This is a genomic window from Nocardia sp. NPDC004415, assembly GCF_053602435.1.
Window position 1 is genome coordinate 61521 of the sequence record NZ_JBSGDP010000021.1, and the last position, 21717, is coordinate 83237.

Below are 21717 nucleotides of genomic sequence, written 5' to 3' on the forward strand. Positions count from 1 at the left end.
AACTCTAGGTGACACCTCCGACATGTTCGCTGGTGGACTGCTCTTCGGACCGAGCGACTGTCAGCGAGCACTGCCCGTCCTGACAACTGCGCCGCACCCGGCCGCGGGACACGGTCTGCGCCAGGCCGATCACCCAGCACATCGGGCAGCCGCGTAGGGCGAACAGGCCGAGTGGGAGCAGTGCCACGCTGAGCAGACCGAGGATCGGGTAGAGGGCGAGGGCGCCGGCGAGCGCGCCGAAACCCACCGCGCCGCGGACGAGGTGCGCCGGGAGGGACGCGCTGGCGAAGCCGGGGCCGTCAGTGTTCGGCACGGTGTTCTCCTGGAGTGGACTCGAGAGCCGGGCGCAGTGTTTCGCGAACGGTCGCGCGGGCGCGGTGCAGGCGGGATTTCATGGCGGCGGTGCTGAGGCCGAGGGTGTCGGCGACCATGCGCCCGCTGTAGCCCTGGATGTCACGCATGACCAGCACGTGACGCTGTTCGGCGGGCAGGGCGGCCACCGCGGCCGCCACCCGGCTCGCTTCCGCGCGGCGCAGCATCTCGTCCTCGGCGGAGTCGGCGAGGTCGCGGTCGGGCAGCGGCAGGCGCCCGCCGGGGAGTCGTGCGCGCCGCAGGCACTCGTTGCGCACGATGCGGAACATCCACGACGCCAGAGCGCCGGAGGCGCGCAGCATCCCGATCTTGCGATACAGGATGATCAGCGCTTCCTGGGCCGCGTCTTCGGCGTCCTCCGGGGTGGCACACAGCGACAGCGCGAAACGCCGGATATTCGGGTGCGCGCCCGAGACCAGCGCGGCGATCGATTCGACGTCACCGCCCTGGGCGGCCCGGATCACGGTGTCGTCGGGCCAGCGCGGGTCAGTCACGCCCGGCCCGCCCGCGACGCACTACCACCAGACACGTACACAGCACCATCAAGCCGACCACCACGCCGATTCCGATGACCACGACAACCTCCGTCTCCGTCCGGGCACGGTGCCGGGACACCTATGAGAGGCGGGCGCCGGGCGAAAGGATTCACCGACGGGCGGTGACGATCCAGGACCGCGAATCGAACAGCACGCCGTCGCCGGTCTCGTGGGCGGCGAGGACGGCGAGCAGGCGTCGGCGGGCACGCTCGGCGGCGGCTGTGTCGAGGGCAGCGAGGTTCACCCGGAAATACGACAGACGCAGCAGGTTGTCGAGCGCGGCGGCCGCGTCGGGGCCGTAGTAGACGGGCTCGTCGAGTTCGGTGATCCCGATATCGCGGAAACCCGCCGCAGTGAGGATGTTCTCGATGACGGCGGGTTCGGCGAGGGAGAACGGCCCCGGGCTGCCGAGGAAGGGCGCGGCGCCGAGGACCGGCAGGATCTCGGTGGCCCAGGGATTGCGGTCGTAGCCCTGCCACACCAGCATCACCAGGCGGGCCGAGGGGCGCAGCGCGTGACCGATATTGGTGAACGCGGCCACCGGATCGGCGAAGAACATGGTGCCGAAGCGGCTGATACACAGGTCGAAACCCGCGTGCGGAAAGGGGTGGACCTGGGCGTCGGCCAGCTGGAAAGTGAGATGGGACAAACCTTCTGCGGCCACCAGCCGTTCGGCTTCGCCGAGCATCGCCGGGGTGATGTCCACGCCGAGCACCTGACCATCGACGGCGGCGCGGGCCGCCTCGCGGCTCGTCAGACCGGTGCCACATCCGATGTCGAGCACGCGGTCACCGGCGCGGACGCCTGCGGCGGCGCGCAGGGCGATGTTGTGTCGCCGCAGTTCCGCGTCGTAGTCGAACAACGTCATGGCCTGCCTCCGTTGCTGTCCCGTCCCGGACAACCTACCGAGGCCGACGCGGGTGGTGACCGGTCGGCACCGGCCACCACCGATTCACTACGGCGTCGAGTAACCGATGAGGGCGCCGATGCCCGCACCGATCGGAATGGTGATCAGCGCGCCGACCCCACCGAGGAAGAAGCCGAGCACCGCGCCGATCCCTGCGCCCACCAGGGCGCCGATGCCCGCGTTGTACTGTTTGCGGGCCTGGGTGTCGCTCGCCTCGTCGACGAAGGACGCGAGATTGTCGGTGACCACCGCGGGCGCCGCGACCGGACGCAGGGTGACCGACTGCCCGTCGGCGGCGACACCCGCCGCGAGGTCGAAATCGCCCGCGCCGGTGACGATCCTGGTCGGCACCGACGCGACCACCCGGCCACTGCGGTCGGCGAGGGTGACCACACCGCCCGCGAGACGGAAGGTGCCGTCGGCGACCGACGCGGTGAGCCCGGAACCGTCGGCGAGCGGGCTCGCCGTGAAGGCCACTCCCCCTTCGGAACCCTGGACGATCGGAGCGGCCGCGGCGGGTCCGGCGTGCGCGGTGGTGGCCGCGAGACCGAGTGCCCCGGCCGCGAGGACCGCGACCGCTCCGATACGCCGTGCACTGGAACTAGTTCGAGACGAAAATGTCATCGTGCCCCTCCAGTCTGCCCGCCGGTGACGGCGGAACATCCTCTGCTGGACCGGATCTCGGTCCGCGAACATTTTCGCATCGGTCACGCCCGAGCGGAACCACCTGCGGTGATATCGGAAAAACATCACCGATTGCCGGACGGCTGCTGAGGCCATGTGCCAGAGGACGATTCCGTCGGCACAATCAGTGGTTCACCGAGCCCGACCGGAAGGAAACCCATGACCATCCTGGTGACCGGAGCCACCGCCAATATCGGCCGCAAGGTCGTCGACCATGTGCTGGCCGCTGGCTGTAGCGACGTCCGCGCACTCACCACCGACCCCGGCCGGGCCGCCCTGCCGCCGGAAGTGGAGGTGGCCGAGGGGTATATCGGCCGCCCGGACAGCCTCGGCGCGGCATTCGAAGGTGTCGACCGGATGTATCTGGCGCCCTCACCCGGCACCGTCACCGAGGTGCTGGCGCTGGCGCGCGCGGCCGGAGTGCGGCACGTGGTCGACCTGTCGGGCGAACCGGAGAGCTGGTGGGGCACGGTGTGCACGGCGGTCGAGAACAGCGGCATGTCCTGGACGCATCTGTGGCCCGCGGATTTCATGGAGAACTCGATCATGTGGGCGCACCAGATCCGCGAGACCGGCACCGTGCGTGAGCCGTATCCGCAGGCCGCGACGGCACCGATCGCCATGGACGACATCGCCGCGGTCGCCGCCACCGCGCTGCTCGCCGAGGACACCGGCAACCGGGCCCTCACCCTGTCGGGTCCCGAAGTCCTCACCCGCACAGAGCTTCTCGACCACATCGCCACCGCGCTCGGGCGCGAGCTCACCTTCGAGCGAGCCTCCCGCGACGACACCGTCGCCGCGCTGGCCCCCAGCATGGGTGCGCGGGCGAACTGGTATGTCGACAATGTCCTCACCGGCTACTCCCCCGACCCGGCCACCCTCCCGCTCACCAGCGTCACCGACATCACCGGCCGCCCACCGACCACCTTCGCCGCCTGGGCGGCCGCCAACACCGCGGCCTTCACCACCGCCTGATCACGCGGGAGTCAGGTTCCGCTGGAGCGTGAGGTGCACGACGGCGTCGGCGCGGGCTTCGAGGCGGTGCGGGTCACCGGCGGCGAGATAGATCGTGGCGCCGGGTTCGAGCCGGTGCGCCTCGACCGCCCCGCCCGCGGTGACATCGAGATCGATCACTCCGGAGACACAGCTGATCAGGATCGGGCCCGGCGCGCGATGCTCGTCGAGCACCTGACCCTGCCGGAAACTGAGGCGGACCAGGGTGATCCCGGGCCCGGCCAGCAGGCGCTGGATATTGGGCAGCTCGCCGTCCCTGGGCTGCCAGGCGGTCGTGTCGGTGACGAGAGTGCTCATGCGTTCGGCTTCCTGGCGATGACGGCGATGGCGGTGAGCGCCTTCGCGTGGGTGGTGAAGGTGGCGCGCATGGCGAGCACACGCTGCCGGGCGGCGCGGTCGCGCAGCACGTTCTTGATGATGCGGGCGGTGCCGAGCAGACCTTCGTCGGCGAGCACGCGGCGCGGTCGCAGCAGCGCCATCGGCGCGAAATCGACGGTCTCGACGACGAATCCGCCCGCGGTGAGCAGGTCGGTCCACTCGGTGCGCGTCAGCGGCCGGGCATTGACCTTGATCGAGCGGGCCAGCGCCTTGCGGATCTCGGTCTTGACGGCGTCGTCGAGGTCGTCGGGGTGCAGCGCGAGCTCGTGGATGGCGTAGCGGCCGCCGGGGCGCAGCACCCGGAACGCCTCGGCGATGATGGCGGCCTTGTGCGGGTCGGTCTGCATGGTGAGCATGGCCTCGCCGACCACCACGTCGGCGGAGTCCGCGGGCAGGCCGGTGTCGGCGGCGTCGCCGGTGGTGACGGCGCCGCGGGTGCCGACGACCTCGGCGCTGCGCGCGGCGGCGGCGTCGTCGGCCTCCACACCCCGGTAGCCCGCGGGTTCGCGGCGCAGGATGGCCTCGGCGGTGTGACCGAGGCCGGGGGCGAGTTCCACCACCTCGGCACCGGGCAACGCGGCGGCGTCGAGCATGCGCTCGGTGAGCTCGATCCCGCCCGGTCGCAGCACCCGTTTGCCGAGACGCGCGAGCAGCCAGTGCCCGGGGATGTGCGCGGAATCGCGATGGTCGAAGGGCAGTGGTGTGGTCATGATGTGCTCCTGTCGGTGCGGCCGCGGGGTGCGGCGGTCCTACAATCGAAGGGGAAGTCGCCGGTCACGGCGTGAGAGGAGCGCCGATGGTCAGCACACCCCGGCAGCGGGACAGGGTGTTCGCGCTGGTGCGTGATTCCCTGGAACCCCTGGACGCGCCGGTGATCGCGCAGACCTTGGGCATCCACATCACCACCGCGCGCTTCCATCTCAACGCGCTCATCGACGCGGGTCTGGTGGAGGGCACCTGGCTGCCGTCGGAGACAGTGGGCCGCCCGCGCAAGGGATATGTGGCGGTCGGCGCCGATCCCGCCGCGCCCGTGCTGGACGCGCTGCTGGCCCAGCTCGGTGACACCCCCGCCGCGCGGCGCGCCAAAGCCGCGGCGGCCGGGCGGATGTGGGCCGACAGCCTCAGCGATCCCGGCGAACCGCAGGCCGATCTGCCGGACCCGGTGACGCTGGTGACCACCACGCTGACCCGGCTCGGATTCCAGGTGTCGGGGGCGGTGTCGAGTTTCGGCACGCACGAGATCCAGCTGTGCAACTGCCCGCTGCGGCGCATCGCGCGCAACGCGCCCGAGATCGTCAGCGGCATCCAGCAGGGCATGATCGAGCGCGTCCTCGAGCGTCACTCGCCCACGCTCGCAACACAATTCGATGTCGACGTGCGTCCGGACCCCGGCGGCGACTGCGGTGTGACCCTGCGCCTGACCACCCGATCGGCGCACCGCGCGCCGATCGCGGGCTGAGCACCGCACCGTCACCACCACCTTCCCGTCTCGGGTCACCCGGCCGGGACACTGCCCGGCCGGGGCTCGATCTTATTTAAATGAGTCTTGACCGAAGTCATAAGGCTAGGCTAACTTACTGCCATCAACTGGCATTTTGCCAGAAATCTGGAGTGTAACTCCGCTCACCCGAAGGGTTGAATAAATGATGAGCAGCCGAGTCCTGCGGTCCGCCCTCGCCCTCGCCGTCCCCGCCGCGGCGGTGCTGATGAGCAGCCCGGCGGCGGTGGCCGAACCGGGGACCTTCCGCATCACCAGCGACGTCCCGACGCTGGCCGAGCTCAACGAGCAGGTGCGCTTCCTGGTCGAGACCCCGGCCTCCGACGAGGCCAAGGCCGCGAATCTGGAGGGCGGCGCGAACGCGGTGATCGTGCCGCGCACCGTCTACAACCTCGGCCTGTTCCGCGCGCCCCGGGGCTGGAACGAGGTGACCGGTCCCGAGACCCACCAGGGCGACGTGCACACCGCGATCCTGCACAGCGGCTCGGCCGGGCGCCCGACCATCACCATGCAGGTCACCTGGAAGCGCATCGACGGCAGCTGGAAGCTGGCCAACGAATCGCTGTGCGCCGGAGTGAAGACCGTCGGCCTGCCGATTCCCTGCGATTTCTGACGGTGATCGATATCCGCGACCTCACCGTGCGCTACGCGGACACCACGGTGCTCGACATCCCCGCGCTCGACGTCCCCGACGCCGCGGTGACCTATCTGCTCGGCCTCAACGGCACCGGCAAGTCCACCCTGCTGCGCTGCGTGTGCGGAATCCTCGCCCCGGCCGCGGGCACCGTCACGGTCGACGGCGTCCGGGTGCGGGCCGGGCACACCACCCCGGCCGGGCTCGGCATGCACCTGGACTACCGGGCCTTCGATGCCCGGCACACCGCCCGCCGTCATCTGCGCTGGATCGCCCGCTCCCGCGGACTGCCCACGGCGCGGGTGAGCGAGGTTCTGGACGCGACCGGACTCGACGAGGTCGCCGATCGCCGGCTGGCGCAGTACTCCCTGGGCATGCTCCAGCGCGTCGGCATCGCCGCGGCGCTGCTGGTCCGGCCGCGCACGCTGCTGCTCGACGAACCGCTCAACGGCCTCGACATCGCGGGCATCCACTGGATCCGCGCGCTGCTGCGCGAACTCGCCGACGCGGGCACCTGCGTGCTGGTCACCTCGCACCTGCTCGACGAGGCCGAACGCAATGCCGACCGGGTGGTGGTGCTCGGTGCGGGCCGGGTGCTGGCCGACGCCCCGCTGACCGAACTGGTCCGCGACGGCGACCGCCTCGAAGACGCCTACCTGCGCATCACGGGTGCGGCGGCATGAGAGGTCCCCTCGCCGATATCGGTCGCGGCCTCGCCGCCGAATGGACGCGCACCAGCGGTCGCGGCTTCCTGTGGCTGGTCGCCGTGCCGCTCACACTCGGCCTTCCGTCGCTGATCACCTTCGGGATCGCCGGTGTCGCCGAACGATTCGCCGCGATTCCCGGACAGCTCCAGGTGACCTCGGTGAGTACCACCAATGCCGTGTACTGGGTGATCACCTTCGCCACCGGCATCATGCTGGTGACCGCCGCGTTCGCCCACGCCACCCGCTCGCGGGAGAACCTGCGCGACCTCGACGCCTTCCTGTTCCCCCGGATTTGGACCGCGGCGCTGGCCCGCTGGATCTTCTACGGCACGCTCGCGGCGGTCTGCTCGCTGGTGCTGCTCGTTGTCGTGCTCACGGCATTGCCCGCGCTGTTCCCGCTGGTCTACGGCGAGGTCTCGCTCGGCGACCCCGCCGGGTTGCGCTACCTGTGGACGGTGCCGATCTACGCGTTCGCCGCGTGCGGGATCGGTATCGCGGTCGGCTCGGTCATCCGGACGCCACCGGCCGCGATCGCGGTGCTGCTGTTCTGGGTGTACGTGGCGGAGAACTCGATCAGCCTGTTCCCCGACGGCTACACCCTGCAGGCCTACGCCCCGTTCCTCAACGCGGTCGCCGCCACCGGGCAGGAGCTGGCATTCCTGCCCCGCTTCGGGCGCAACGGTTCGCTGCTCTATTTCGTGGCCGTGGCCGTCGTCCTGTTCACCGCGGCGGTGACGGTGGCGCAATGGCGACGCCGACGCGGCTGATCACCGCGCGCTGTACTGCCCCTTGAGCGCGCGCTCGGCCCGGGCGACCAGCACGGCGGTACCGATCGTGCCCGCAAGCAGGACGACCATGATGATCTTGGCGCCCCACGGCCCGTCGATCAGGGCGCCGACCGTGCCCAGCGCCGCCAGCCCGGACATGGTCGCCAGCAGCCCGATCGCGTACGTGGCGCCCTGGATCTCGCCGCGCAGGATGCGCCGGGAGCCCGAGAGCAGGCCGAGCCCGAGCATGCCCGGCACCAACGCCACCACGCACACGACGATCAGATACGACGAGTTCAGCCCGGACACGACCAGCCCCAGCGCGCAGATCAGCAAGACCGCGGCGAGCGCGAGCCCGGCCCCACCCGCGCGCCGGGTCGCCGCGCGCACCTCCGGAATTTCAGCGTACGGCGACGACATCCCCACCCCCACAGTTCATGTCGATGACGCTAGCAGCCCCCACCGACACCGGCCAGGGAAGCGGCCGGTCAGCCCACGTCGCGACGCAGCCAGGTGACCTCGGCGCCCGCGCCGTCGGTGCCCTGCCGGTAGGCCTCCAGGTCGTCGTCCCAGGCGGTGCCCAGCGCGCGGTCGATCTCGGCGGACAAGTCGTAGGTGCCGTGGGAGCCGAGTTCGTTCGCGGTCTGCAGTAAGGCGCGTAATCGCATCTCGCCCAGCATCACGTCACCGTTGGCGCCGGTGGAACCGTGCCAGAGGCCCAGGGCGGGGACGAAGCTGTAGCGCTCGCCGTCGACGCCGTCGCTGGGGTCCTCGGTGACCTCGAAGCGCAGCACGGGCCAGGCGCGCAATGATTGGGCAATCCGGGCGGCGGTGCCCACCGGACCGATCCAATCGCTGGTGGCGCGCAGATGCCCGTCGGCGGGTTGCGCGTTCCAGCGCAATTTCGCCGGCGACGAGAGTGCCGTCGACAGTGCCCATTCCACGTGCGGGCACAACGCGGCGGGCGACGAGTGGATGTAGACCACACCCGCCGTCGCGTCAGCGAACTGACTCGATGCGCGCACTACCAACACCTCCAGCCTCGACAAGGAGCGTCTTCCCCAACGACCCGTCGCGGACTGGCGTGGCCCGAGTGTACTGAAGTGTTCGGTGTTGCGGGTGTTACTTCACTGCGTGTTGGATGTCTCTGCGATAACGGAATCGCTGAATTTCGGCCACGCCGTTCGCGCCCAGTCGCCGAAATTCTCGTCGCTCAGTGCGATGGTCGCCACCCCAATTTCCGGGTCGACCCACAGGAACGTCCCGGACTGCCCGAAGTGTCCGAAGGTGCGCGCGGAATTGCGGGATCCGGTCCAATGCGGGGCTTTTCCGTCCCGGATTTCGACACCCAATCCCCAGTCGTTGGGGCGCTGGGAACCGAATCCGGGGAGCACGCCGTCGCGGCCGGGGAATTGCACCGAGGTCGCCTCGTCGAATGTTTGCCGAGATATCAATTCGGGTGTCAGCAACTCCCCGGCGAACCGGCTCAGGTCACGGACCGAGGCCCGCGCGCCGTGCCCGGCCGACCCGTCGAGCTCCGCGGTGGTCATTTCCAGCGGGGTGAACACCGCGTCGCGCAGATATTCGGGAAAGGCGATGCCGGTCTCGGCGGCGAGGAAATCGGCGAGCAGTTCGAAGCCCGCGCTGGAATAGATGCGCCGGGCCCCGGGCGCGGCGATCACCTCGGGCGTGGCGAAGGCGACGCCGGAGGTGTGGGCGAGCAGGTGGCGCACGGTGGCGCCGGGTGGGCCCGCCGACTGGTCGAGTTCGATCGCGCCCTCCTCGACCGCGACCAGCGCGGCGTAGGCGACCAGCGGTTTGGTCACCGAGGCCAGCCGAAAGACGCGGTCGATGTCGCCGGTGGTGGAGATGCCGTCCGCGGTGCGCACCGCGGCGGCGGCGTGGCGCACCGGCCAGTGCTCTAGCTGCTCGAAGGAACGCATACCGGCAGCGTACGAGACGCGGCTACGATCGGGTCACCATGAGTCCCGCACCCTCGATCCACGGTGACGTGGCGGCCGGTTTCGGCCCTGTCGCCGATGCCTTCCGCCGCAACTTCACCGCCCACGGCGAGATCGGCGCCGCCGTCGCCGTCTATGCCGGTGACCAGCCCCTGGTCGACCTGTGGGCCGGGCACCGCGACCGCGCGCGGGAGGTCGCCTGGGAGCGCGACACCCTCGTGCCGGTGTTCTCCTCGTCGAAGGGGATGTCGGCGTTCACCCTGGCGGTGGCGGTCTCGCGCGGTCTGCTCGACTACGAGGCGCCGGTGGCGACGTACTGGCCGGAGTTCGGCGCGCACGGCAAGGAGCGGATCACCGTGCGCCAGCTCATCGATCACCAGGCCGGGCTGTCCGGGCTCGACCGCGTGGTGAAGCTGAACGAGCTGGCCGACCGGGACGCGCTCGCGCGGATCCTGGCCGCGCAGAAACCGGCGTGGGCGCCGGGCACCCGGCACGGGTACCACGCGCTGACCCTGGGGCTGTACCAGGGCGAGCTGCTGCGCCGGGTCGATCCGGCGGGCCGGAGTCTGGGCCGGTTCTTCGCCGAGGAGATCGCCGACAAGGTCGAGGCCGATCTGTTCATCGGGCTGCCCGCGAGCGAGCCGATGGAGCGCATCGCCGTGCTCTCGGCCACCAAGGGCCTCGACATCCTGCGCTACGAGCTCGCCGACGTGCCGCTGCGCATCGGCGCCGAGGTCTACGCCAAGCGCGGGTATTCCTATGCCGCGCTGACCAATCCACGTCCCGGCGCGCCCGCCCGGGCCACCCGCCGGGAGTTCCTCGAAGTCGAGTGGCCGGGGATGAACGGCGTGGGCAATGCCAGGGCACTGGCCCGGGTGTACGGCGCGGCGGCCGGACGCACCGGCGCGCTGCCGATCGGCGACGAGGTCCTGGATCTGCTCGCCGCGGCCGAGACCGCCGCGATCCCCGACGACGACCTGGTGCTGCACACCAAGAGCCGCTACCACCTCGGTTTCCGCAAGTCGCGCGGCAGTTTCCGGTTCGGCTCCGACAAGCGCGCCTACGGCACCACCGGCCTGGGTGGATCGTTCGGATTCGCCGATCCGGCAACGGGTCTCGGCTTCGGCTACAGCATGAACCGGCTCGGGATGGCGATCCTCGACGATGTGCGCAGCCGCAATCTGCGCGAGGCCGTCATCCGGTGTGCCACCCGCTGACGCGACGAATGCCCGCGTCCCCCAGGTGATTCGGGGAACGCGGGCAGCCGCTGAGCGGGCGCTCGGGTCGGTGACGGTGACCGCCGTCAGCCGGTGCCGCGGGGTCAGTGCCCGCTGACGCCGCTGATCTCGTTCGGTGCCGAGGCCAGTGTGGCGCTCGCGGTGACCTTGCCCTCGGCCAGGTCGACGCGATGTACCTGCTTGGCGGACGGGTCGCTCACGTAGGCGATGCCGCCTCGCACGAACAGCGCGGGCCGCGCGGCCTGCCAGTCCAGCGGTTCGGTCCAGGTGCCGAGCACCGGAATGGTGCGGGTGACGGTCCCGGCTACCGGATCGATGACGTGGATCTTGCCGTCGGTGCCCAGCACCAGCGCCTCACCCTGCGGGCCGCGAGCCAGCGAGCGGAAGGTGTAGCTGGTGCCGATGTCGACCAGGCGCAGGGTGCCGTCGGTGGTGTTCACCAGCGAGACCTGCTGCGGGCGTTCGAGTTCGGCGTCCTTGTCCTTCTTGTAGTCACCGAGCACGATGGGCGAGGCGTCGCTGCCCGCCATATTGCCGATCCGGCCGTAGGCCGTCGGGCTCGCGACCTTGGTGATCTTGCCGTCGCGGTAGACGACCGCGCCGGTCTGGCAGCCGACCACCACCGCCTCACCCTGCGCGGTGGCCTCACCGTGCACGCCGGGGCAGTCCTCGTTGCGGGTGAGTTCCTTGCGGTCGCCGTCGAGGGCGACGATGCCCACCCGCTTGTCCTCGGTGCCGAGGGTCAGCACGAGGTTGCCGTTGCTCAGCTCGATCGCGACGCCGTGGTGGGGCGTGGCGGCCTTATAGACCTCGGTCGCGGGCTTGTCCTCGCCGAGTTCGCCGGAATCGATGACGGTCACCTCGCCCGAACCGTCGGCGAACAGCACGGTCTTGCCCGCGTGCCGCACGACGTGGCCGGGCTTGTTCGCGGGGAACTCGGTGCCGGTGAAGGCGGCGTCGTAGGCGTCGAAGACGCGGAAGCCGTCCTTGGTCGAGACCATGAGGTGCTCGTCGTCGCCCGCCGGGTTGAGGCGGTTGAAGCCGGGCAGCTCCACCTGGCCGCGCTGGGCGAGGGTGGCGCCGTCGAGGACGTAGATGCCGCCGTCGTAGGTGAGCGCGATGGGCTCGGCGCCCGGGGTGTGCGCGTGGTCGTGCTCGGTGTCGTCACTGCCGCAACCGGCCAGCGCGACCACCGAGGCGAGGACCCCCGACATGGCCACCAGCGTGGTGGTCCGGGTCCGAGTGTGCATGTCTTGCTCCATTTCTGCTGCGTGAAACTAGGTCGTCAGCCCGCGCACGATGGCCTCGGTATTGGTGCGCGCCATCTCCGGATAGGTGGCCGCGCCGCCGCCGGGGGCGGACAGCGATTCGGTGTGCAGCGCGATCACCCGGACGTGCAGTCCGGTGTGTTCGGCGAGCACGCGCGCGAGGCGGTCGGGCTGGGCGGAATCGGCGAAGACCGCGGAGACTCCCGCGGTTCTGATCGCGGTGGCCAGGCCGTCGAGGTCGGCGGCGCTGGGTGAGGCCAGGGTGGTGCCGCTGGGGATCACCGCGCCGATCACCCGGAAGCCGAAGCGCTGGGCGAGATAGCCGAAGACGTGATGGTCGGTGACCAGCTGCCTGCGTTCGGGGGCGATGGTGGCGAAGCGTTCGGTCATCCAGCGGTCGAGCTGATCGAGTTCGGTGAGATAGCGCTCGGTGTTGGCGCGCACGGCCGCCGCGTCGATACCCCCGACGCGGGCGAGCACCTCGGCGCTGATGGTCTCCACGGCCGTGCGGACACGGCGCGGGTCGGTCCAGAAGTGCGGGTCGGGGGCGCCCGCGGAGTCGTCGGCGGTGTAGTCGATCGGGTCGACGTGTTCGGCGACGGCCAGGGTCGGCACGCCCGCGGCCGCGGCGGCGCTCACGTGCTTGGCGATGCCCTCCTCGAGGCCGAGCCCGTTGTGCACCACCAGTGCCGCGCGCTCGATGTCGGCGGCCTGCCGGGCCGAGATGGCGAAGGAGTGCGGGTCGGCCCCGGCCTGCATGAGGACGGTGACCGGGGCGGCGTCGCCGACGATGGTGCGGGTGAGGTCACCGAGGATATTGGTGGTCACCACGATGCCGGTGCGTTCGGGCTCGGTGGCGCAGGCGCCCAGCAGGGCGGTCATCGTCATGATCAGCATCGCCGCGACAGCGCGGGTTCTCGTGCTCACAGTCCGGTCTCCACCATCAGCGCGGGCTCGATGTCGAGCGGGAAGACACGGGCGACGCGCAGGTTGTCGTTGTAGGCGATCTCGTGGACCCGGCGGCCGCGGATGTCGTTGACGTAGGCGCGTTCCGGGTCGACACGGATGGCCGGGGTGCCGGTCACCGGGCCGTCCAACAGCGGGACCCGCGCTGTCCGCGTTCCGGTTTCCGGATCGATGCCGTGCAGCACACCGTCACGGGTGAGGACCAGCAGCGGCGCGCCCTCACTTGCGGTGTTCACCGCGACGGCGTCGGCGATCGGGGTCCGGGTCCAGGTCTTCTTCCGGATGTCGAGGGTCCACACGCCGTCGCGTCCCGCGAGCGCGGTCAGCGTGGTGCTGCCGGGGCGGTGGGTGAAGGCGGTGGCCCGGTCGGTGGCAGACCCCGGATACGGGATCTTCTCCGCCACGAACTCGCCGTCGCGCTGGGCCACGACGAGCGCCCCGTCCGCACAACCGAATACGACGCCGCGCCGCGTCACCGCCTGCCCCTGTGGCTGGGCACACCGCTCGGCCTGCGCCTGTCCGCTGGGCTCGTTCCGCGCACGCACCTCGACGCGTCCGTCACCGTTCGCCACGATGATCCGCTCACCGTACGGCACCGCGATACCCGTCACCGGCCGCGCCTCTGGGATGGTCCCCGCCTCCAGCGCGGCCCGGTCGAGCACTGTCGACTGTCCGCTCGCCGACACCACCGTCACGACCACCGCGTCCGCATAGGCGCCGACCACCGCGTCACCATCGACTCGTGCCCCCGGCTCCCCCTGCGAGCCGGTGGCTGTCGACACGCTCGGCACAGGTTGCACGCTCGACGCGGGCGATCCACTCGGAGCGGGCGACGCGTTCACTGCGCTCGGTGCGGGCGGCGAACCGGGGACCGGCTGCTCCATGGCGCCGACCGCTTTGATCGGCGCGCTGTAGTAGTGCCGGTGGTCGCCGTGGTCGACAGTCCAGGCGCCGCCGTCGACGACGGCAGTTCGGTCGCCGGAGCCCAGGTAGGCGAAGCGGCCGTCCGTGGCGATCGAGGTGACGGCCGGAACAGCTTGCGCGGCAATGCTGTTCACCTCGACGACCTGTTCGGTCAGCAGATCGAGCACCCGTGTCGCCCCGGCGGCGTCGGCCAGGATCAGCCGGGTCTGTACCTCGCTCATCTCCTCGGCGCCCGCGACGAAACCGTGCGGGGTCTCCTCCGGCAGCACCGGCGGTTCGGCGGTTCCACAACCGACCAGCGGTACCGCGGCCAGCGCCGCGACCGAGGCCGCCCCCGCCCGGCCGAATCGCGCCCGCAGCGACGACGCGATCGCCGAGAGGAAGAAGGTCGCGACCGCGACGGCGGCGATGGTCGCCCCGGCCGCCGTCTGCGCGTGCCAGGAGATGAGCAGGCCCACCACCGTGGACAGGCCGCCGATGGCCGCGGCGAGCAGCATCACCACCGGGATGCGGTCCGACCAGTAGAGCGCGGCGGCGGGTGGCGCGATGAGCAGGCCGAAGACCAGCAGCGTCCCGACGACGTGGAACGAGGCGACGATGGCCAGTGTCACCAGGCCGATCAGCACGGCGTTGGCGAGCTTGGGGCGCAGGCCCAGCGTGTGCGCCTTGCGCGGATCGAAGGTGAGCGCGACGAACGAGCGATGGCCGAGCACGGCCACCACCAGCGCGACCGCCACGGCCGCGGCGAGGAAGCCGAGATCCTGGGACCGCACCGCGAGGACGTCGCCGAAGAGGAATCCGGTGAGGTCCACCGCGAACGATTGCGAACGCGACACGATGATCACCCCCGCCGCGAGCATGCCCACGAACAGCAGCCCGATCGCGGTATCGGCCCCGAAGCGGGGACTGCGCCCGAGCGCGGACACACCGAAGGCCATGGCCGCGCAACTGACGGCGGCACCCACGATCAGGTTCCCGCCGAGCAGCGCGGCCACCGCGACACCGGGCAGCATGCCGTGGGCCATGGCGTCACCCAGAAACGCCATGCCGCGCACCACGACCCAGGTCCCGGCCAGGGCACACACGCACGACACGAGCAGTCCGCCCCACAGCGCACGCTGCACGAATGCCACCTCGAACGGGGCGATCAGCCAATCCATAGCGCGGAAGGCTATACTGAAAATGGTTATCGTTTCAATTGGGGTGAGATGCAACACACAGCGGTCCGAATCGACCAACTGACGGCGGGTTACGCGCGCACCACGGTGCTGCGCGGGCTGTCGGCGACGATCCCGCGCGGGCGGGTCACCGCGATCGTGGGACACAACGGCTCGGGGAAGTCGACCCTGCTCGGCGCGCTCGCGGGCACCGTGACGATCGAGTCGGGAACGGTCGAACACGCGCTGGGCCGACCGGCATTCGTGGTGCAGCACACCGCGATTCCGCCGACGCTGCCCCTCACGGTGCGCGACGCGGTGGCGATGGGACGGTGGGCGCACCGCGGTCCGTGGCGGCGGCTCACGCGCGCGGACCGCGCCGTCGTCGGCGAGTGCGTGGAGCGGATGGATCTCACGGATCTGGCGTCGCGGCGCCTCGACACCCTCTCCGGCGGTCAGCGCCAGCGCACCCTGCTCGCCCAAGCCCTGGCCCAGCGGTCGGAGCTGCTGCTGCTCGACGAACCGGCGACCGGCTTGGACACGGCCTCCCAGGCCGCGATCTCGCGGGTGCTCACCGAGGTGGCCGAGTCCGGGGTGACGGTCGTGCAGGCGACTCATGATCGCGACGAGGCGGCCCGCGCCGACCACTGCCTGCTGCTGCGCGACGGGCAGTTGATCGCCGCGGGTCGTCCGGAAGACGTGCTGGTCAGCGCCTAGAATCGGGGACGGTCACCCCAGCGGTCCGGCACCGAGGAGCAGCCCATGGCAGACGCACCCGCATCGGTCGACGCCTATCTCGCCGAGCAGCCCGAGGCGACGCGCGCGGTGCTCGAGCAGATCCGCGCCACGATCCGCCGGGTGGTCCCGGAGGCGGGCGAGAAGATCAGCTACGCGATACCCGCGGCCACCCTCGACGGCCGGGCGTTCGTCTCGTTCGCAGGCTGGAAGGCCCATGTGAGTCTCTATCCCGTCCCCGAGGGCGACGCGGAGTTCGACCGGGCCGTCGCCCCGTACGTGTCGGGGCGGGGAACGGTGAAATTCCCACTCGGCGAACCGATTCCGTACGACCTGATCGCGCAGATCGTGGTCCGGCTCGCCGGGCGGGAACATCGGGGCTGAGCTACCAGTCGGCTTCGGTGTAGCGGATGATGCCGCGGATGTTCTTGCCGTCGAGCATGTCCTGGTAGCCCTGGTTGATCTCCTCGAGCGAGTAGCTGCGGGTGACCATGTCGTCGAGGTTGAGCTGGCCGGCCTTGTAGAGCGAGAGCAGCCGCGGCGCGTCCTGGCGGGCATTGCCACCGCCGAAGATGCAGCCCTTGACCGTCTTCTGCAGCATGGACAGCAGGAAGCTGTTCATCTTCACGTCGCCGGCGTCCATGCGGCCCATCGAGGTGACCACCAGCGTGCCCGCCTTGCCGGTGAGGATCAGGCCCTCCTCGACGTAGTCGCCGTGCATCTCACCCATGGTGAGGATGACCTTCTCGGCCATGCGGCCCTCGGTGGCCTCCATCAGCGGCATGATCGCGGCGGCCATGCTCTCGTAGGTGTGGGTGGCGCCGAACTTCTGCGCCTGCTCCCGCTTCCACGGATTCGGGTCGATGGCAACGACTTTCGAGGCACCGGAGAGCACCGCGCCCTGCAGCGCGCTCATGCCGACACCGCCGATGCCCGCGATCACCACGGTCTCCCCCGGCTGTACCTCGGCGACATGGGTGGAGGAGCCGAAGCCGGTGGGCACACCGCAGCCGACCAGGCAGGCGACCTCGAACGGGATGGTCGGGTCGATCTTGACCACCGAGGTGTGGTGCACGGTCATGTAGGGCGCGAAGGTGCCGAGCAGGCACATCGGGATGACGTTCTCGCCGCGCGCCTGGATGCGGTAGGTGCCGTCGGAGATGGCCTGGCCCATGAGCAGGCCCGCGCCCAGATCACACAGCGCCATGTGCCCGGCCACGCACGCGGGGCAGCGACCGCAGGCCGGGATGAACGAGAGGATGACGTGGTCGCCCACGGCCAGGTCGCTCGGACAGTTCGGACCGAGCTTGGTGATGACACCGGCGCCCTCGTGGCCGCCCATCACCGGGAACGCCGGCATCGGCGTGGCGCCGGTGACGATGTGATGGTCGGAGTGGCACATGCCCGCCGTTTCCATCCGGATCTGCACTTCACCGGCGACGGGATCGCCGACCTCGATCTCCTCCACCGACCACTGCTGGTCGGTGCCCCACAGGATCGCGCCCTTGGTCTTCATGTTCCGCCTCGACCTCTCGCCAAGCTTGGTGCCTCGTAGTGACTGCACTCACCCTAACGAAATTTCGGCCGAATCTGTAACACGTTCTAGAAATAAATCGGAAAATCTCTATCCCCGCACGTCGTGGACGTGATGCACGAGGTCGTGGAGGAAGTAGCGCGACAGTGAGGTGACCGTGAACTCCGCGCCGTCGCTGCGGGCGCCGCGCCGGTCGAGGCGGTCGGCGGGCACGGCGGCGAAGGCGGCGGCGACCCGGTCGGCGGCGGTGGACAGTTCCTCGGCGACCCGCGCGGGGTCCTGCTCACCGTAGCGGTCGGCGACGGCGGTGGCGTCCTGATCCCAGTTCTCGAACCGGGGGACCTCGGCGCCGTCGGCGGCCAGGATCAGGGCCAGCCGGGTGTCGAAGATCCGGCAGACATCGCGCACGTGGGCGCCGTATTCGAGGACCGACCAGGTGGCGTCGTCGGGGCGCACGCGCACGTCGTCGCGTTCGAGGGCGGCGCCGAGCCGGGCGGCACTGCTCAGCGCGCGCTCGGGGACCGCCGCGTAGGCGACGGTCTCGGCGTCGAATCCGCACTCGGGGCAGCGCCGTTCGAGGACCCAGGTCCAGTTCTTGGTGTCGGGAACGATCATGTCGCCAAGCCTAGGATGACCGCATCTTGTGATCCATCAAGATCCGGCCAACCTGCGGCGAGATCCGGGCATCACTCGGTGAGCTGCCGGGCCTTGCCGAACAGCTCGAGGGTGACCGCGTGCAGGAAGTCACCGACCTGTTTGGGCGCCTTGCCCGCGAAGGCCCGCGCGTGCGTGCCCTCCAGCACGATGCCCAGTTTGAAGCAGGCCAGCACCGTGTACCAGGGCACCGCGCTCAGGTCACGCTCGGAGAACTCGCCGTAGTGCTCGATCATCTCCTCGGGCGTGGGCAGGCCGCCGACCGTGCCGAGAGTGCCCATCAGCCCCGCACCGACGGTGCCGGGTTCGGGACGGGTGGCCAGCTGCCAGCCGAGGTCGAGCAGCGGGTCACCGATGGTCGACATCTCCCAGTCGACCATGGCCGCCACCGCCGGGCTGTCGTAGTCGAACATCATGTTCGCCAGGTGACAGTCGCCGTGCATGATGCCGGGACTCCAGTCGGTGGGGCGATGCCGCTCGAGCCAGTCGCCGATGCGCTCCACGTCGGGGATCTCCGGGCCGGGATAGCCCTCGTTGGCGCTGTAGGAGTCGAGTTCGCGCAGCCAGCGCGGGACCTGGCGTTCGAGGAAGCCCTCGGGGTGGCCGTAGTCGGCCAGGCCCAGCGCCCGGTAGTCCAGCGAGCCGAGGCGGGCGATGGCCTCGACCGCGGACAGGCCCATCTGCCTGCGGATCTCGGGGTCACCGGCGTGCAGGTCGGGCAGTTCAGTCTGCGGGTTGAAGCCGCGGATCGGTTCCATCAGATAGAAGACCGCGCCGATCACCGACTCGTCGTCGCAGGCCGCGATCACCCGGGGCGCGCGGACCTCGGTGCCGTCGAGCGCGCCCAGCAGGCGCGATTCGCGACCGATCACCTCGTTGCTCTTGGCGCGCAGATGCTTGGGGCCGCGCCGCAGGACGTATTCGCGTCCGCCGCGGGTGAAACGCAGCATGATGTTCTGGGTGCCGCCGCCGATCGCGGTGACCGTGTCGAAGGGACCGCCGGGCAGGTCACGCTCGTCCATCCATCGGCCGATCGCCGCGAAATCGGCGATGCCCGGGTCGACGTCGACCGGTTGCGAAACAGACATGGCGATCATTGTGCCCGAGCAGGCCGGTCCATGGGCCCGGCGTAGGGTTTCCGATACGATGCGCACGCTCTTGATCGACAACTACGACTCGTTCACCTACAACCTCTATCAGCTGATCAGCGAGGTCAACGGGAGCGAGCCGACCGTCGTGCGCAACGACGAGGTCGGCGATCCGGCCGCACTGGAGTTGTCGCGGTTCGACAATGTGGTGATCTCCCCCGGCCCGGGCAGACCCGATCGCGCGCGCGACATGGGCATCTCCACCCGGGTGATCGCCGAGACCGAGCTGCCGCTGCTGGGTGTGTGCCTGGGGCATCAGGGCATCGTGATCGGCGCGGGCGGCACCGTCGGCCGGGCGCCGCGGGCCCGGCACGGCTACCTCGACCGGGTCGCCCACGACGACCGCGATCTGTTCGCCGGGCTGCCGCAGGACTTCACCGTGGTGCGCTATCACTCGCTGGCCGCCCAGCACGTGCCGGATTCGCTCGACGTCACCGCGACCACCGCCGACGGCGTGATCATGGGTGTGCGGCACCGGGAACGACCGCAGTGGGGCGTGCAGTTCCATCCGGAATCGGTGTCGAGCGAGTTCGGTGCGGCGCTGGTGCGCAATTTCGCCGATCTGACCAAGGCGCGGACGCCGGTGAGCGCGCCGGTCGTGGTGCGCGGGCCGGTGGCGGCCGAGGACCCGGCTCCCGAGCTGCGATTCCGGTTGCGGCACAGCGTGATCGAGCGCGCCATCGATACCGAGGCCGTCTTCCTGCGCCGATACGCCGGGTCGGAGACCGCGTTCTGGCTCGACAGCGAGCACGTCGAGCCGGGACTGGACCGGTTCTCCTTCCTCGGTGACGCGAGTGGGCCGCACGCCGAGATCGTCGGTTACCGGGTCGGTGACGGCACCGTCACCGTGACGGACGCCCAGGGTGCGCGCACCGTCCCCGGCACCGTGCTGGACTACCTGGATCGCGAGTTGCGGCGCAGGCACTGCGATCCGCCGGAACTGCCGTTCGATTTCGCGGGCGGGTATGTCGGCTATCTCGGCTACGAGGTGAAGGCCGATTGCGGTGCGAGCGCCACGCACCGGTCGCTGACGCCCGACGCGCAGTGGATCTTCGCCGACCGGCTGATCGTGGTCGACCACGAAGCCGGGCGCACCCATCTGCTCGCGCTGACCACCGAAGCGACCGAGCCCGCCGCCGACGACTGGCTGCGCGCGACCGGCACCGCACTGGCCGACCTGCCGACCTGGGCCAATCCCGCCGACCTGCATGTACCCGCCGATCCGGACGCCGTGCAGGCCGACCTGATCCGGGGCCGCGACCGCTATCTGGCCGATATCGCGGTCTGCCAGGAGCGGCTGCACGCGGGCGAGTCCTACGAGATCTGCCTGACCGACACCGTCGCCGTGGCGGCCGCACCCGACGACGGCCTGGCCCTGTACCAGCGCCTGCGCCGCTGCAACCCCGCGCCGTATGCCGCCTACCTGCGATTCGACGGCCTCGATGTGGCGTGTTCCTCCCCCGAGCGCTTCCTCAAGATCGACCGGGACCGGGTGGTGGAGAGCAAGCCGATCAAGGGCACCGCCCCACGCGGACGTACCGTCGCCGAGGACGAGCAGCTGCGCCGCGCCCTGGCCGACGACCCCAAGACCCGCGCCGAGAACCTGATGATCGTGGACCTGCTGCGCAACGATCTGGGCCGGGTCTGCGAGGTGGGCTCGGTGCACGTGCCCGAGCTGATGACCACCGAAACCTATTCCACGCTGCACCAATTGGTGTCCACCGTGCGCGGCACCCTGCGTCCCGGCGCGGGCGTGGTCGACTGCCTGCGCGCCTGTTTCCCGGGTGGCTCGATGACCGGCGCGCCCAAACTGCGCACCATGGAGATCCTCGACGAGCTCGAGACCCAGGCCCGCGGCGTCTACTCCGGCACCATCGGCTTCCTCGGCCTCGGCGGCACCGCCGATCTCAATATCGTCATCCGCACGGCCGTCCGCTACGACGACGAATGGCGCATCGGCGCGGGCGGCGCCATCGTCCTCGATTCCGACCCCGAGGACGAATTCGCCGAGATGGTCCTCAAAGCCGCCGCCACCTTCCGCGCCCTGGCCCCCTGAGGCAGCGGCCTCCGGGTGATGCGGCGGTCAGCGGCGGGGGCGCTTCTTCGGTGGCGGCTCCGGGGCCGGTTCCTCGCCGCCACGGCCGGTGATCCGGCCGAGCAGGCCGACACCGGGAAGTTTCGCCAGGGCGCCGAAGAGGTCCTCGCCGAGGGAGATCATGGCTTCCAGCCGGGGCAGCAACCGGTCGTAGGTGGCGAAGACCGGGTCCGCCAGTGCCAGGGTGCGGTCGAGGCGGTCGATCGTGCTGTTGAGGCGGTCCACCGCGATCGACAGGTTCTCCACCAGATCCGGCAGCTGCGCCGCCAGTTGCGCGGAGGCCGGTGGCAGCCGCACGGCGGCGTCGAAGGCGTATCCCGCCGTCTGCTGGGCCGCGTCGATGGCCTGCCCCGCCGCCATCTGCGCCGCACCCACCGCCGCCTGCGCGGCCGAGAGCAGATCCGCCCCCGGCACCTTGCGCCCCTGCGGCTCCGGCACGGGCTCACCCCCGCGCCCCCGCTTCTTCGGGTTCGTCATCCCACCACTGTGCCCCACGGACCTCGCCCGCGCCGGGACCCCACGCGTGTCCGCGGCGAAGAC

General features: G+C 70.5%; 25 protein-coding genes. 9 read left to right on the plus strand and 16 right to left on the minus strand.

Translation table 11 applies throughout. The features are described 5' to 3' along the window. Positions 1-4: 4 nt before the first annotated feature. The 4 genes from ACWEMY_RS13050 to ACWEMY_RS13065 form a co-directional block, all read right to left on the minus strand. Positions 5-313, minus strand: coding sequence for a hypothetical protein (locus ACWEMY_RS13050; protein ID WP_452390184.1), 309 nt, complete (start codon positions 311-313; stop codon positions 5-7). Continuing rightward, the gene (locus ACWEMY_RS13055; protein WP_452390185.1) at positions 300-866 is read right to left on the minus strand and encodes an RNA polymerase sigma factor; all 567 of its coding nucleotides are present in this window, start codon (positions 864-866) and stop codon (positions 300-302) included. The genes ACWEMY_RS13050 and ACWEMY_RS13055 overlap by 14 nt, the downstream gene beginning before the upstream one ends. Before the next feature lie 151 nt (positions 867-1017). Then, positions 1018-1776 carry a class I SAM-dependent methyltransferase gene (locus ACWEMY_RS13060; RefSeq protein ID WP_452390186.1) on the minus strand — a complete coding sequence of 253 codons (759 nt, stop codon included), beginning with the start codon at positions 1774-1776 and terminating at the stop codon, positions 1018-1020. Positions 1777-1863: 87 nt separating this feature from the next. After that, positions 1864-2439 carry a hypothetical protein gene (locus ACWEMY_RS13065; RefSeq protein WP_452390187.1) on the minus strand — a complete coding sequence of 192 codons (576 nt, stop codon included), beginning with the start codon at positions 2437-2439 and terminating at the stop codon, positions 1864-1866. A 219-nt stretch (positions 2440-2658) separates the two neighbouring features. On the opposite strand from ACWEMY_RS13065, the gene ACWEMY_RS13070 reads away from it, so the two are divergent. After that, entirely contained in the window at positions 2659-3474 is an 816-nt protein-coding gene (locus ACWEMY_RS13070; protein ID WP_452390188.1) for an NAD(P)H-binding protein, read from the plus strand. On the opposite strand, the gene ACWEMY_RS13075 is transcribed toward ACWEMY_RS13070, so the two are convergent. Together ACWEMY_RS13075 and ACWEMY_RS13080 are read right to left on the minus strand one after the other, a co-directional pair. Next, positions 3475-3810 (minus strand): cupin domain-containing protein, encoded by a 336-nt coding sequence (locus tag ACWEMY_RS13075; RefSeq protein ID WP_375936039.1) that lies wholly within the window; start codon positions 3808-3810, stop codon positions 3475-3477. Next, entirely contained in the window at positions 3807-4601 is a 795-nt protein-coding gene (locus tag ACWEMY_RS13080; RefSeq protein ID WP_375936042.1) for a class I SAM-dependent methyltransferase, read from the minus strand. Before ACWEMY_RS13080 ends, ACWEMY_RS13075 begins: the two co-directional genes overlap by 4 nt. Positions 4602-4687: 86 nt before the next feature. Here ACWEMY_RS13080 and ACWEMY_RS13085 point away from each other — a divergent pair, with 86 nt between their 5' ends. The 4 genes from ACWEMY_RS13085 (at position 4688) to ACWEMY_RS13100 (ending at position 7497) form a co-directional block, all read left to right on the plus strand. Beyond that, positions 4688-5350: a helix-turn-helix domain-containing protein gene (locus ACWEMY_RS13085; RefSeq protein WP_452390189.1), complete on the plus strand. Its 663-nt coding sequence runs from the start codon at positions 4688-4690 to the stop codon at positions 5348-5350. A gap of 184 nt (positions 5351-5534) precedes the next feature. After that, positions 5535-6002 carry a hypothetical protein gene (locus ACWEMY_RS13090; protein ID WP_452390190.1) on the plus strand — a complete coding sequence of 156 codons (468 nt, stop codon included), beginning with the start codon at positions 5535-5537 and terminating at the stop codon, positions 6000-6002. A gap of 2 nt (positions 6003-6004) precedes the next feature. Continuing rightward, a complete protein-coding gene (locus ACWEMY_RS13095) occupies positions 6005-6706 on the plus strand; it encodes an ABC transporter ATP-binding protein (RefSeq protein ID WP_452390191.1) in 702 nt (233 codons plus the stop codon). Next, positions 6703-7497 (plus strand): ABC transporter permease, encoded by a 795-nt coding sequence (locus ACWEMY_RS13100; RefSeq protein WP_452390192.1) that lies wholly within the window; start codon positions 6703-6705, stop codon positions 7495-7497. The genes ACWEMY_RS13095 and ACWEMY_RS13100 overlap by 4 nt, the downstream gene beginning before the upstream one ends. On the opposite strand, the gene ACWEMY_RS13105 is transcribed toward ACWEMY_RS13100, so the two are convergent. The 3 genes from ACWEMY_RS13105 to ACWEMY_RS13115 form a co-directional block, all read right to left on the minus strand. Next, on the minus strand, positions 7498-7887 hold the full coding sequence (locus ACWEMY_RS13105; RefSeq protein ID WP_452390193.1) for a hypothetical protein: 390 nt from the start codon (positions 7885-7887) through the stop codon (positions 7498-7500). A 98-nt stretch (positions 7888-7985) separates the two neighbouring features. Next, the gene (locus tag ACWEMY_RS13110; RefSeq protein ID WP_375936060.1) at positions 7986-8522 is read right to left on the minus strand and encodes a DUF3145 domain-containing protein; all 537 of its coding nucleotides are present in this window, start codon (positions 8520-8522) and stop codon (positions 7986-7988) included. A 102-nt stretch (positions 8523-8624) separates the two neighbouring features. Then, positions 8625-9440, minus strand: coding sequence for a serine hydrolase domain-containing protein (locus tag ACWEMY_RS13115; protein ID WP_452390194.1), 816 nt, complete (start codon positions 9438-9440; stop codon positions 8625-8627). A 38-nt stretch (positions 9441-9478) separates the two neighbouring features. Here ACWEMY_RS13115 and ACWEMY_RS13120 point away from each other — a divergent pair, with 38 nt between their 5' ends. Beyond that, positions 9479-10675, plus strand: a complete 1197-nt coding sequence (locus tag ACWEMY_RS13120; RefSeq protein ID WP_452390195.1) for a serine hydrolase domain-containing protein — start codon at positions 9479-9481, stop codon at positions 10673-10675. Between the two features lie 104 nt (positions 10676-10779). Here ACWEMY_RS13120 and aztD read toward each other — a convergent pair whose 3' ends face one another. Genes aztD through aztB form a run of 3 tightly spaced genes read right to left on the minus strand, consistent with a single transcriptional unit; the run spans position 10780 to position 15014 of the window. Beyond that, on the minus strand, positions 10780-11946 hold the full coding sequence (aztD, locus tag ACWEMY_RS13125; RefSeq protein ID WP_452390196.1) for a zinc metallochaperone AztD: 1167 nt from the start codon (positions 11944-11946) through the stop codon (positions 10780-10782). Positions 11947-11973: 27 nt separating this feature from the next. Then, complete coding sequence (gene aztC, locus ACWEMY_RS13130) at positions 11974-12861, minus strand: zinc ABC transporter substrate-binding protein AztC (protein WP_452390213.1); 888 nt, start codon at positions 12859-12861, stop codon at positions 11974-11976. A gap of 26 nt (positions 12862-12887) precedes the next feature. Next, on the minus strand, positions 12888-15014 hold the full coding sequence (gene aztB / locus ACWEMY_RS13135) for a zinc ABC transporter permease AztB (RefSeq protein WP_452390197.1): 2127 nt from the start codon (positions 15012-15014) through the stop codon (positions 12888-12890). A gap of 48 nt (positions 15015-15062) precedes the next feature. Here aztB and aztA point away from each other — a divergent pair, with 48 nt between their 5' ends. Both aztA and ACWEMY_RS13145 read left to right on the plus strand, forming a co-directional pair. Further along, complete coding sequence (aztA, locus tag ACWEMY_RS13140; protein ID WP_452390198.1) at positions 15063-15728, plus strand: zinc ABC transporter ATP-binding protein AztA; 666 nt, start codon at positions 15063-15065, stop codon at positions 15726-15728. Positions 15729-15773: 45 nt separating this feature from the next. Then, positions 15774-16130: an iron chaperone gene (locus tag ACWEMY_RS13145; protein ID WP_452390199.1), complete on the plus strand. Its 357-nt coding sequence runs from the start codon at positions 15774-15776 to the stop codon at positions 16128-16130. Position 16131: 1 nt separating this feature from the next. On the opposite strand, the gene ACWEMY_RS13150 is transcribed toward ACWEMY_RS13145, so the two are convergent. The 3 genes from ACWEMY_RS13150 to ACWEMY_RS13160 form a co-directional block, all read right to left on the minus strand. After that, positions 16132-17262 carry an NDMA-dependent alcohol dehydrogenase gene (locus ACWEMY_RS13150; protein WP_375936079.1) on the minus strand — a complete coding sequence of 377 codons (1131 nt, stop codon included), beginning with the start codon at positions 17260-17262 and terminating at the stop codon, positions 16132-16134. A gap of 108 nt (positions 17263-17370) precedes the next feature. Continuing rightward, a complete protein-coding gene (locus ACWEMY_RS13155; protein ID WP_452390200.1) occupies positions 17371-17895 on the minus strand; it encodes a DinB family protein in 525 nt (174 codons plus the stop codon). 71 nt (positions 17896-17966) lie between these two features. Beyond that, complete coding sequence (locus tag ACWEMY_RS13160) at positions 17967-19031, minus strand: phosphotransferase family protein (protein WP_452390201.1); 1065 nt, start codon at positions 19029-19031, stop codon at positions 17967-17969. A gap of 49 nt (positions 19032-19080) precedes the next feature. On the opposite strand from ACWEMY_RS13160, the gene pabB reads away from it, so the two are divergent. Then, on the plus strand, positions 19081-21138 hold the full coding sequence (gene pabB, locus ACWEMY_RS13165) for an aminodeoxychorismate synthase component I (protein ID WP_452390202.1): 2058 nt from the start codon (positions 19081-19083) through the stop codon (positions 21136-21138). Between the two features lie 27 nt (positions 21139-21165). Here pabB and ACWEMY_RS13170 read toward each other — a convergent pair whose 3' ends face one another. Beyond that, complete coding sequence (locus ACWEMY_RS13170; RefSeq protein WP_452390203.1) at positions 21166-21654, minus strand: hypothetical protein; 489 nt, start codon at positions 21652-21654, stop codon at positions 21166-21168. Positions 21655-21717 lie beyond the last annotated feature (63 nt).